Raw genomic sequence first — 12,630 nt, forward strand, 5'->3', positions numbered from 1 at the left:
AAATGGAGAATATAATATATTTAATACCAATTTTACCACTTATTGGATTTATTATTTGTGGAATTTTTGGAAGTAAAATGTCTAAAACGGCAGTAGGAACAATTGCAAATCTTGCTGTTTGGATACCTTTTTTTCTATCTGTATATTTATTTTGCACGTTTACAGAACCCGTTAAAGCATCCCTGTTTAATTGGTTTGAAGTTGACACTTTAAAAGTTAACTTTTCCTTTCAAATAGATCAGTTATCCTTAGTGATGATGATGATTGTTACAGGAATCGGATCTTTAATTCATCTGTATTCCATTGGATATATGCATGAAGATAAAGGCTTTTATAAATTCTTTTCTTATTTAAATCTCTTTATATTTTCCATGCTGTTGTTAGTAATGGGAAGTAATTTCTTAATACTATTTATAGGATGGGAAGGAGTAGGATTTTGTTCCTATTTACTTATTGGCTTTTGGTATACCAATAAAGAATATGGATATGCTGCCAGAAAAGCATTTGTAATGAATAGAATAGGAGACTTAGGGCTCTTAATAGGAATATTCATGTTATTTTATTACTTTGGAAGTGTAGAATACTCCGACATAGCAGCCAAAGCCCATTTATTTAAATTAAATGACCCTATATTAATTACAGCTACTGTATTTCTATTTATAGGAGCTATGGGTAAATCTGCTCAAATACCACTTTATACATGGTTACCTGATGCGATGGCAGGGCCTACACCGGTTTCTGCATTAATTCACGCCGCTACCATGGTAACAGCAGGTATTTATATGATTATCAGATCCAATGCCATTTATAGTTTAGTGCCGATTACTCTTGACTTTATAATGTATATTGGTTTAGCAACTTCAATACTCGCAGCATTCATCGGATTAAGACAGAACGATATAAAGAAAGTGTTGGCTTATTCAACAGTTTCACAACTTGGACTAATGTTTACCGCTTTAGGAGCAGAAGCTTACACTACTGCTTTATTCCATGTAATCACTCACGCATTCTTTAAAGCATTATTATTTTTAGGAGCGGGTAGTGTTATTCATGCGATGAGTGGAGAACAAGATATGAGATACATGGGGGGATTAAGAAAAAAAATCCCGGTAACCTATTGGACTTTCCTAATTGGAACGTTAGCTATTTGCGGAATACCACCTTTAGCAGGGATGTTCTCTAAAGACGAAATTTTAGTAGCACTTTGGACTAAAAACAAAATTATTTGGGGACTTACCTTGTTCTCAGCTGCTTTAACCTGTATATATATGTTTCGCTTACTATTCCTTACATTCTTTGGAGATTTCAAAGGTACTGAGGAGCAAAAGAAACATTTGCATGAAAGTCCGGCTATAATGACCATTCCTTTATTGGTTTTAGCTTTATTAACCGTTGTTGGCGGAGGAATAAACTTACCTCATTATTTAGGAGAAGGAATTTCTCAAAAATTGTCGCATTGGTTGCATCCTATTTATGTAGGTTTACCTATACATCAAGAACCTTCTTTAGGTACTGAAATGATGTTACTAGGAATAACTTTAGCTGTGATAGCTATGGTAGCCCTTGTTACCTACAACAAATATGTTACACGAAAAGTACAGGCAACTATTGTAGAAAACATGACCGGATGGGAAAAATTTTCAGCACATGCTGCTTATATCAATGAATTTTATAATGAAGTCATTGTAAATCCGGTTTTAAACTTAGGAAAATTTCTGAAAAATATAGTTGATAAATATATAGTAAACGGAATAGTAGAAGGAACAGCAAAAACAGTTAAGGGATGCGGAAGTGTCCTTAGACTAATACAAAACGGAAATGTAGAATTTTATGTATTTGCAATGTCCTTGGGAATATTCATATTATTATTAGTTGCAGAATTTTTAAGTCATTAATTAAAATACAAAAAGTAAAAAGATATAATGTTAACTTTAGCAGTACTACTTTTACCAATCATTGGATCAGGCTTATTATTTGCCTTAAAAGGGAATATTTCAAAATATATAGCATTTATAATTGCAATATCCGAATTGGTATTAACCGCTATTATATGGTGTAATTTCAAAGCAGATTCAGGAATTCAGTTTGAATTTGGAAAAGAGTTGTATTTTTCACCGATTGAATCTACGTTACATTTCGGAGTTGACGGATTAACTGTTCTAATGCTTCTATTAACCAATGTATTAACGCCAATTATACTCTATTCATCATGGAACGATGAACGCCCTTCCGGCTTTTATGCATTAATTTTATTAATGCAATTTGGATTAGTGGGTATTTTCTCCTCCTTAGATGGTTTAATGTTTTATATATTTTGGGAAGTAACTTTAATTCCTATTTGGTTTATATGCGGAATTTTTGGAACAGGTGAAAACAGATTGAAAATAAACTATAAATTTTTTATTTATACTTTTTTTGGATCTTTATTTATGCTTGTTGCACTAATATATGTTTACTTGCAAGCGGGATCATTTGACTTAAATGCCTTATATGCAGTTAAAATTCCTGCACAAGCTCAAACATTCATTTTTTGGATGTTTTTCTTAGCATTTGCAATCAAATTACCCATATTTCCTTTCCACACTTGGCAAGCAGATACCTACACAATGGCTCCTACCCAAGGCTCCATGTTATTATCCGGTATCATGCTTAAAATGGGAGTATTTGGAATCATCAGATATTTATTACCTCTTTCACCTGAAGCGGTAGGAGGAACTTCCGGTTCCATAGCCTTAATTTTATCAATTATTGGAATTGTATATGCATCTTTAATCGCTATCGTTCAAAAAGATATTAAGCGACTTATTGCTTTTTCTTCAATGGCACACGTGGGACTTATTGCTGCCGGTATATTTGCAAGTGCAATCGTATCCATGCATTGCGGTATTGATAGTACCGGTATTGAAGGAGCCTCAATTCAAATGTTGGCACACGGAGTTAATGTAGTTGGTTTATTTTATGTAGCGGATGTATTAATTAAAAAATTCGGTACAAGAGATTTAAGTAAAATGGGGGGATTAGCATCTAAAGCTCCATTTTTAGCTGTTTTATTTATGATAATCTCTGTTGGAACTATGGCTGTTCCATTGACCAATGCATTTATAGGTGAATTCCTTTTACTGAAAAGTATTTTTACATTAAGCATTTGGGGAGCAATTATAGCCGGATTAACCTTAATCTTATGTGCCGTCTATATTACCAAAATGTACGGAATGTCAATGTTTGGTAAAGGAAATCAAGAATTTTTAGAAGGTCAGAAAGATGTTAATTTACAAACTAAATTAGGATTGATCGTAATAGCGGCTTTAATTATAGTTTGTGGAATTTATCCTCAACCCCTATTATCATTATCTTCAGAAACGGCTCAACACATAGTATCTCTTTTAGTTAAATAAGTTACTTGATCAATAAGTAACAATTTTGCTAATAGTTGTAATTTTCGGGTTAGTTTAAAAAATTAAATATTTTGAAATTAGGCAGTACTAATGGTATTAGCTCATTTCGATTGACAATTTTACTAGGTAAATGAGTGATAAATGTGAAAAATTTGGAAAAAGTTTATTCCAAAAAATAAATCATTTATTATGCCTATCAATTGTTATTCAAATTAATTTTCCTTTTATAATTTACAAAATTATTTAGCTGATTAAAGCTTAAAATGTTTTTTTTATTTCCAATTTCTAATTTAAAATTAGAGATTAAGAAACTACCATCTTTAAGAAAAGTAAGAAAACAATTCAAAAATTGTAAATAATAATTTTAAAGTTGTTTACTTTTTATATTTCTCCAGAAGTTTTAAATTTACAAAATGTCAGATTTGTTAGATCCGGATAAGAATAAATATTCAAAAGAAGATATTGCTCAAGAAGAGCAGGTGCGTCCTAAAAGTTTTTACGAATTTGTAGGTCAATCTCATATTATGGATAATCTGGAGATTTTTGTAAAGGCTGCCAAATTAAGACGCGAATCTTTGGATCATGTATTACTACACGGTCCTCCGGGGCTAGGTAAAACTACTTTAGCTAATATCATTGCAAATGAATTAAATGTTGGAATAAAAATCACTTCAGGGCCTGTATTAGATAAGCCCGGTGATCTGGCAGGTTTATTGACCGGATTGGAAGAAAATGATGTACTGTTTATTGATGAAATCCATAGGCTTTCTCCCATAGTTGAAGAATACTTGTATTCAGCCATGGAAGATTATAAAATAGACATAATGATTGAAAGCGGGCCCAATGCTCGATCAGTTCAAATCAATTTAAATCCTTTTACCTTAATTGGAGCAACGACCCGCTCGGGATTGTTAACAGCTCCGCTTAGGGCACGTTTTGGAATTAACTTTAGATTTGAATACTATCACACAGAATTATTAAGCAGTATTGTGGAAAGAAGTTCGCGCATAATGAATATGCCGATAGATACGCAGGCTGCTATAGAAATAGCTTCCCGGAGCAGAGGAACTCCGCGTATTGCCAATGCATTGCTACGAAGAATCAGAGATTTTGCGCAAATTAAAGGTAATGGAAAGATAGATCTTACCATTTCTGAAATTGGTTTAGAAGCGTTAAAAGTAGACAAACACGGTCTAGATGAAATGGATAACAAGATTTTAAGTACCATTATTGATAAATTTAAAGGAGGACCGGTAGGATTAACAACTATAGCAACAGCAGTAGGAGAAAATCCGGGAACTTTAGAAGAAGTATATGAACCTTTTTTAATTCAAGAAGGCTATCTTATGCGTACACCCAGAGGTAGAGAGGCAACTGAAAAAGCCTATAAACATTTAGGCAAAATAAAAATGCTGGGCAATCAATCAGAACTATTTTAATATGAAATCCTATATCTATTTATTTATAGCTATATGCTTAGAGACGGCGGGGACTTCTTTACTTCCGATGACTAAAGAATTTACCAAATGGAAACCAACAGTCCTTTTTTTTGCTCTTTTTTTTGCAGCTTTATATAGCCTGACTAAAGCCATTAGAGTCATACCAATCGGGATAGCCTATGCTATTTGGTCAGGAATAGGAATTGTATTAATAAGTCTTTCAGGCTATTTTTTATACAAACAAAAATTAGATATTCCGGCTATTATTGGAATCGTATTTATCATCATAGGCGTACTTATTATAAACCTATTTTCCAAAACAGCAGGACATTAACTTCAAATAAATAAACAAATGATACTTATTGAAAACGCTACAATTATAAATGAAGGACAATCGTTTATAGGATCGGTTTTACTGGAAAAAGATATCATTTCCGAAATATACAGAGGCGAGGTTCCTGCGGAAATTAGCGCTCAATCAACCAAAATAAATGCAGAAGGTTTATGGCTGATTCCCGGAATTATTGATGACCAAGTACATTTCAGAGAACCGGGATTAACCCATAAAGGAGATATTCATAGTGAAAGCCGTGCTGCTCTTGCCGGTGGGATAACTTCTTATATGGAAATGCCTAATACCAATCCACAGACCACAACAATTGAAGCCTTGGAAAATAAGTTTGTCCTTGCTTCACAAAAATCATATGCGAACTATTCTTTTTACCTGGGAGCGACCAATGATAATAGAGAAGAACTAATGAAAGTTAATCCCAAGAAGGTTTGCGGAATAAAAATATTTATGGGTTCATCCACAGGGAATATGCTGGTTGACAATAAAAAAGCCCTGGAGACTATTTTTTCTGAGGTTGATATGCTGATTGCGGTTCATTGCGAAAAAGAAGAAATTATAAGGAAAAATATCGAAAAATATAAAGCTATTTATGGCGAATATATACCGATTCCTTGTCATCCTTTAATTAGAAGCGTAGAAGCTTGCTATCAATCCTCATTTGAGGCAATTGAATTAGCCCATAAATATGGAACACGTCTTCATGTTTTACATATATCCACAGAAAAAGAATTGAGTTTATTTGAAAATAAACCATTAGAAGAAAAGAAAGTTACCGGAGAAGCTTGTGTACACCATTTGTGGTTTACTGATGAAGATTATGAAAAATTAGGATCCAAAATAAAATGGAATCCAGCAGTAAAAACAAAAAAAGACCGAGATTCTATACTTAAAGCAGTTGTAGAAGATCGGTTAGACGTTGTTGCAACTGATCACGCTCCGCACTTATTGAGTGAAAAAGAAGGCGGATGCTTGCAAGCTGCCTCAGGAGGTCCTTTAGTACAACATTCTTTAGTGATGATGTTAGAATTGGTTAAACAAGGGAAAATTACCAAAGAAAAAGTTATTACTAAAATGTGTCATGCCCCGGCTCAACTGTATCAGATTAAAAAAAGAGGCTATATACGTAAAGGATATTATGCAGATTTAGTTTTGATTAATCCTGAAAAGCCATATACAGTATCACAAGAGAACATTCTTTACAAATGTCGATGGTCACCGTTAGAAAATATAACTTTTAGTTCATCCGTTGAAAAAACTTTTTTGAACGGAAAATTGGCTTACAGTGAAGGAGAAGTAAAAGAAGTAAGAGGAATGGCATTAGAATTTGAAAGATAAATTGTATAAAAAATTAAGTCAAGAATTAAAGTCTGGGAAATATTTGCATGAGTAAGCAGAAAATACATAAAACGAATGCGGCGAGATTACTGGATTTACACAAAATTACATATGATCTTATTCCCTATGAAGTAGATGAAAATGATTTAAGCGCCATACATGTAGCAGAGACTTTAGGGGAAAATATAAATCAGGTTTTTAAAACCTTGGTGTTAGAAGGGGATAAAAACGGTTATTTTGTTTGTGTAATTCCCGGAAATGAAGAAATTAATTTAAAGCTTATGGCATTATTATCTGGTAATAAAAAATGCGACTTAATTCCGATGAAAAATCTAATAGGATTAACGGGCTATATCAGAGGAGCATGCTCACCCATAGGCATGAAAAAATTATTTCCAACCTATATAGAAGAATCCTGCTTGAATTTCGATTTCATTTACATTAGTGCAGGACAAAGAGGATTACAAATTCAATTAAATCCACAAGATTTAATTAAGCTCCTTCAAGCAAAAATTTTTAAAAACAGTTGAATAAAATCAATAAATATTTTCTGTGTTCATAAAAACAAATAAGGTTTTAATATTAAGATAACAATTTCGCAAAGAGATAATTGCAATCTAAGAATAAATAAAAAATTATTTTCGATATATTTAAAAAACGCAATAATTTCATTTATAAAACTTTCGTAAATTTGTATCCTAAAAATTTTAGAAGAATGATAAAAATTACTCTTCCTGATGGAAGTGTGAAAGAATTTGAAAATTCCGTAACACCGTTGGACATTGCCAAATCCATATCTGAAGGTTTGGCTAGAAATACAATTTCTGCAATAGTAAATGGTAAACAAGTTGAAATTACCGATCCTATTACGGAGGATGCAACGGTACAATTATTAACATGGAATGATGATTTAGGAAAGAAAGCGTTTTGGCATTCTTCTGCCCACTTATTGGCACAGGCGATAATGGAGTATTATCCAAATGCCAAATTAACTATTGGTCCGGCCATTGAAAACGGATTTTATTACGATGTTGATTTTGGAGATGAAGTTTTTTCAGAAAAAGATTTTGAAAAAATTGAAAAAAAAATGTTGGAAAATGCCAAAAAAGACTCAACGTTCTCTATCCGTTCAGTTTCTAAAAATGATGCATTAGAAGCCTATAAAGATAATCCGTTTAAAACTGAATTAATTGAAAATTTAGAAGATGGATTGATCACATTTGTAACACACGATAATTTTACCGATTTGTGTAGAGGTGGACATATCCCTTCTACCGGAATAATTAAAGCCGTAAAAGTATTAAATGCAGCAGGAGCTTATTGGAGAGGCGACGAAAAAAATAAACAGTTGGTTCGTGTCTATGGAATTTCTTTTCCAAAACAAAAAGAATTAACTGAATACTTAGAAAGAATAGAAGAAGCAAAAAAGCGTGATCATAGAAAATTAGGAAAAGAGCTTCAATTATTTACTTTTTCCGAAAAAGTAGGAGCAGGATTACCTTTATGGTTACCAAAAGGTGCAAAACTAAGACAAAAACTTATTGACTTTTTAGGAGCGGCACAGCGAAAAGCAGGATATGAAATTGTAGCAACCCCTCATATCGGGCATAAAGATTTATATGTTACCAGCGGACATTATGAAAAATACGGAGCAGATAGCTTCCAACCTATAAAAACACCTAATGCGGGTGAAGAATTTTTATTAAAACCGATGAATTGCCCACATCACTGTGAAATTTATCGATCTTCCCCTTGGTCGTATAAAGATTTACCGAAACGATTCGCAGAATTTGGAACCGTTTATAGGTATGAGCAAAGTGGAGAGTTGCATGGACTTACCCGAGTAAGAGGATTCACTCAGGATGACGCCCATATCTTTTGTACTCCGGATCAATTGATCGGGGAATTTGAAAATGTAATAGATCTCGTATTATATACATTTAAATCCTTAGGATTTAACGAATTTACAGCCCAAGTTTCATTGCGAGATAAAGAAAATAAAGAAAAATACATTGGAAGTGATGAAAATTGGGAGAAAGCTGAAAATGCGATTAAACAAGCAGCTGAAAAGAAAGGATTGCCGACAGTTGTTGAATATGGCGAAGCAGCTTTTTACGGACCAAAGCTCGATTTTATGGTTAAAGATGCCTTAGGTAGAAATTGGCAATTAGGTACTATTCAAGTAGACTATAATTTGCCTGAAAGGTTTGATCTTTATTACATAGGAGCAGATAATGAGAAACATCGTCCTGTAATGATACATAGAGCGCCTTTCGGTTCTTTGGAACGCTTTGTAGCCATTCTGTTAGAGCACACTGCCGGAGATTTACCTTTATGGTTAAGTCCTGAACCATTTATTATACTTCCTATTAGTGAAAAGTATGTAGATTATGCAAAAAAAGTTTTGGATTTAATGGAAAATTCGGATATTTGCGGACGAATAGACGATCGTAACGAAAAGACAGGTAAAAAGATACGAGATGCAGAGATCAATAAAATTCCTTACATGTTTGTAGTAGGAGAGAAGGAAGCTTCCTCCGATACTGTGTCGATTCGTAAACGTGGAGAAGGAGATTTAGGTACTTTTTCTTTAGAAGAAGTAGTAACGATGATGAAAAAAGCAACAAATAATCAATAAAATTTAAATACCATAGCACTTAACAGAAATAATTCAAGAGGGAAGTATATCCCAAAGAAGCAAGAGCCAGAACACAAAATTAACGGAAAAATTGATGTTCCGGAAGTTCGTTTAGTAGGAGATAATGTTACTCAAGGAATCTATCCTATAAAAGAAGCATTAGCTATTGCCGAAGATTTAGAGTTGGATTTGGTAATGATCACAGAAAGTGCAAATCCACCTGTTTGTAGAGTTGTTGATTATAAAAAATTCCTGTACGAACAGAAAAAGAAGCAAAAAGAACTTAAATCTAAGCAAACCAAAGTAGTGGTTAAAGAAATTCGTTTTGGACCACAAACCGACGAACATGATTTCGAATTTAAAAAGAAACATGCTCAAAAATTTTTGGAAGAAGGTTCTAAACTAAAAGCTTACGTTTTCTTTAAAGGGCGTTCCATTGTTTTTAAAGACCAAGGACAAATTTTATTATTAAGATTAGCGCAAGAATTAGAAGAATGGGGTAAAGTAGAGCAAATGCCAAAGCTCGAAGGGAAAAGAATGATTATGATGATGTCTCCCAAAAAATAAGATAAAAATAAATAGCTACAAAAATAGCTATTTATTCTTTTATAGTAAGTATACATAAAAAGAGCTCTTTATTTTTTATTCTGATCTTATCTTGATAGTAACTAAATTTGTATTACTTATCAATTGAGTAAGATAAAACATCAATTTTAAATTTAAAATTGATACCTATAGACTTATATAATTTTTTACAATTATTAGTTAGTTAACTTGGATGTTATTTTTTCCATGTTCAAAGAATACGTAATTTATTTTCATAATTTTTTTAGATATGGTTATTTTACTCATAAATAAATGTAATTAAACCATTGATAAAGAAATTCATTGGTTTTATTAATATATTATATTGTATTTTTTTAATGATATAAATTTATCATTTGGGAATTTTAAAAATAAAATATCAGAATAGAAAAGGAAAGTCTAAACAAAAAATTTTGCTAAAGTCTAAATGATTTGTTTATTTTTTGAAAAATATCTAATTTTGTAGCATTGATAACGAGGTAAATAAATAAGAAAATGCCAAAATTAAAAACAAAATCAGGTGCTAAAAAGCGTTTTTCAATTACCGGATCAGGAAAAATTAAAAGAAAACATGCATTTAAAAGCCACATTTTAACTAAAAAAAGCACAAAACGTAAACGTAATCTGACGTATTCTACTTTAGTAGATATTGCAGACGAAAAAAGCGTTAAAAGACAATTATTAATTAAGTAAGAGAGAATATCTTTTTAAAGATATTCCGGTTTTTTAAAAATCATTTAAAAGTTTAACCCTGGATTGGGTAAAAGAAGAGAAGATAAAAAATACTTCCACCCACTTCAAAAAAACAAAAAAGTATGCCAAGATCAGTCAATTCAGTAGCGTCAAGAGCGCGCAGAAAAAGAGTCCTAAAATTAGCTAAAGGCTATTATGGGAGAAGAAAAAATGTTTGGACAGTAGCGAAAAATGCTGTTGAAAAAGGTTTGCAATATGCCTATGTAGGTAGAAAGCAAAAGAAAAGAAATTTCAGAGCTTTATGGATACAGAGAATTAACGCAGGTGTCAGACAATACGGTCTTTCTTATTCTAAATTTATAGGTTTACTAAAAGAAAAAAATATAGATTTAAATAGAAAGGTTCTTGCAGATTTAGCTATGAACCATCCAGAAGCTTTCAAAGCGGTTGTGGATACTGTAAAAAAATAAATTTAATAATATTTTCGTTATCATAATAAAAACACTCACTATATAGTGAGTGTTTTTTATTTTTAGTATGCTTGATTTAAATGCTAAAAATACGTAGAAGACTCACAAGATGCTGCCAAAGTTTTAAAAAGGCATATCAGAATCCTGATCATCAATAGTATCATCAATTCCAAACGAATCGCTAGGATTAATAGATGGAATATTTATGGAACTGTCAAATGAAGTTTCATCATTGATTTTACTTTCAAAAGTGGTAGAACTTATACTTTCCTGTACGGAAAAATAATCTTCATCTATATCCGAAAATTTAGCCTGAGAACTCGTAAAACGCAATCGAACATCTTCTAGAGCACCGTTTCTATGCTTTGCAATAATAAATTCTGCTTGACCTGTACAAGGTGTTCCGTCTTCCCAAGTATCTAATTTGTAATATTCCGGTCGATATATAAAGGTTACAATATCGGCATCCTGTTCAATAGCCCCCGATTCCCTCAAGTCCGAAAGTAAAGGTTTTTTACTTCCTCCTCGAGTTTCCACAGAACGGGATAACTGCGAAAGTGCTATAACAGGTATTTCAAGCTCTTTAGCAATAGCTTTTAATGAACGAGAAATCGTAGCGATCTCTTGCTCCCTATTTCCTATACCTTTTCCTCCTGCTGACATTAATTGGAGGTAATCGATCATAATCATTTTTACTCCATGCTGAGAAACAAGTCTACGAGCTTTAGCTCTTAAATCGAAAACAGAAATCCCGGGAGAATCATCTATAAATATCGGCGCATTTTCCAATTTATTAACACGGGAATAGAGTTGTTGCCACTCTAATTCGGATAAATTCGCTTTTCTCAACTTTTCAGATTCAATTCCTGTTTCACTGGATATCATACGCATCATCAATTGTTCCGCGGACATTTCTAATGAAAATACACCGATAGGAGTTTCAGCCCCTATGGCAATATTTCTGGCCATGGAAAGAATAAAAGCCGTTTTACCCATACCGGGTCTTGCTGCAATAATTATAAGATCCGAAGGTTGCCAACCGGCAGTAATTTTATCCACATGCTTAAATCCGGAAGGAATACCGCTCATCCCTTGTTTAGATTCTAAAGATTTAATCTTTTTTAAAGCATTGGAAACTAAATTTTTCGCTTCATTGAATGTTCGTTTCAAAGTACCGTTGGTAATTTCATATAACTGACTTTCAGAATAATCCAACAAATCGAAAACATCTGAAGTTTCATCATACGATTTTTCAATCATATTAGATGATATTTCAATGAGTTTCCTAAGTATATATTTTTCAAGAATAATTCTTGAGTGGTATTCAATGTGAGCCGAAGAAGATATTTTGTTGGAAAGTTGAATCAAATAAAAATCTCCTCCTGCAGCGTCTAAATTACCTTGAGATCGTAATTTATTGGATATAGTAAGAATATCAATAGGGTCTGTTTGCTTAAAAAGATCTTCTATGGCTTCATAAATTAGTTGGTGCTCTCTTTTATAAAATACTTCGGGAGATAAAATATCTATAATTTCATCTAACCCTTTTTTATCGATCATCATGGCACCTAGTACAGCTTCTTCTAAATCAATAGCTTGAGGGGGAAGCTTTCCTTTTTCTAAGTTAATGATTTTGTTGGATTTAGGAATTTTATTGTATTTAGATTCTAGTTGTTCCATATCAGTTTCAAAAATATGCAAAATTATAAGGTAGACCTATCTT

Annotated in this window: 11 protein-coding genes; 10 read left to right on the top strand and 1 reads right to left on the bottom strand. The window is 32.5% G+C overall.

The features are described 5' to 3' along the window. Positions 1-2 precede the first annotated feature (2 nt). The 10 genes from nuoL to rplT all read left to right on the top strand — a co-directional run bounded on the left by nuoL (position 3) and on the right by rplT (position 10,907). Positions 3-1,895: an NADH-quinone oxidoreductase subunit L gene (gene nuoL / locus GFU93_RS09315; protein ID WP_160568939.1), complete on the top strand. Its 1,893-nt coding sequence runs from the start codon at positions 3-5 to the stop codon at positions 1,893-1,895. Between the two features lie 27 nt (positions 1,896-1,922). Then, positions 1,923-3,395 (top strand): NuoM family protein, encoded by a 1,473-nt coding sequence (locus tag GFU93_RS09320; protein WP_160568941.1) that lies wholly within the window; start codon positions 1,923-1,925, stop codon positions 3,393-3,395. A 413-nt stretch (positions 3,396-3,808) separates the two neighbouring features. Next, on the top strand, positions 3,809-4,834 hold the full coding sequence (gene ruvB, locus GFU93_RS09325; RefSeq protein WP_160541733.1) for a Holliday junction branch migration DNA helicase RuvB: 1,026 nt from the start codon (positions 3,809-3,811) through the stop codon (positions 4,832-4,834). Position 4,835: 1 nt separating this feature from the next. After that, positions 4,836-5,168: a multidrug efflux SMR transporter gene (locus GFU93_RS09330; RefSeq protein ID WP_105296745.1), complete on the top strand. Its 333-nt coding sequence runs from the start codon at positions 4,836-4,838 to the stop codon at positions 5,166-5,168. Positions 5,169-5,186: 18 nt separating this feature from the next. Then, complete coding sequence (locus tag GFU93_RS09335) at positions 5,187-6,521, top strand: dihydroorotase (protein WP_160568943.1); 1,335 nt, start codon at positions 5,187-5,189, stop codon at positions 6,519-6,521. Between the two features lie 47 nt (positions 6,522-6,568). Further along, entirely contained in the window at positions 6,569-7,051 is a 483-nt protein-coding gene (gene ybaK, locus GFU93_RS09340) for a Cys-tRNA(Pro) deacylase (protein ID WP_160568945.1), read from the top strand. A 185-nt stretch (positions 7,052-7,236) separates the two neighbouring features. Beyond that, entirely contained in the window at positions 7,237-9,159 is a 1,923-nt protein-coding gene (gene thrS, locus GFU93_RS09345; RefSeq protein WP_160541737.1) for a threonine--tRNA ligase, read from the top strand. Positions 9,160-9,207: 48 nt separating this feature from the next. Continuing rightward, positions 9,208-9,726: a translation initiation factor IF-3 gene (gene infC, locus GFU93_RS09350; RefSeq protein ID WP_255410571.1), complete on the top strand. Its 519-nt coding sequence runs from the start codon at positions 9,208-9,210 to the stop codon at positions 9,724-9,726. A 513-nt stretch (positions 9,727-10,239) separates the two neighbouring features. Further along, positions 10,240-10,437: a 50S ribosomal protein L35 gene (gene rpmI, locus GFU93_RS09355; protein WP_105296740.1), complete on the top strand. Its 198-nt coding sequence runs from the start codon at positions 10,240-10,242 to the stop codon at positions 10,435-10,437. Between the two features lie 122 nt (positions 10,438-10,559). Further along, positions 10,560-10,907: a 50S ribosomal protein L20 gene (rplT, locus tag GFU93_RS09360; protein ID WP_105296739.1), complete on the top strand. Its 348-nt coding sequence runs from the start codon at positions 10,560-10,562 to the stop codon at positions 10,905-10,907. Between the two features lie 123 nt (positions 10,908-11,030). Here the strand turns inward: rplT and dnaB are convergent, their stop codons facing one another. Next, positions 11,031-12,587: a replicative DNA helicase gene (gene dnaB, locus GFU93_RS09365; RefSeq protein ID WP_105296738.1), complete on the bottom strand. Its 1,557-nt coding sequence runs from the start codon at positions 12,585-12,587 to the stop codon at positions 11,031-11,033. Between the last annotated feature and the right edge of the window lie 43 nt (positions 12,588-12,630).

It is taken from the genome of Apibacter sp. B3546 (assembly GCF_009827885.1).
GTDB lineage: Bacteria > Bacteroidota > Bacteroidia > Flavobacteriales > Weeksellaceae > Apibacter.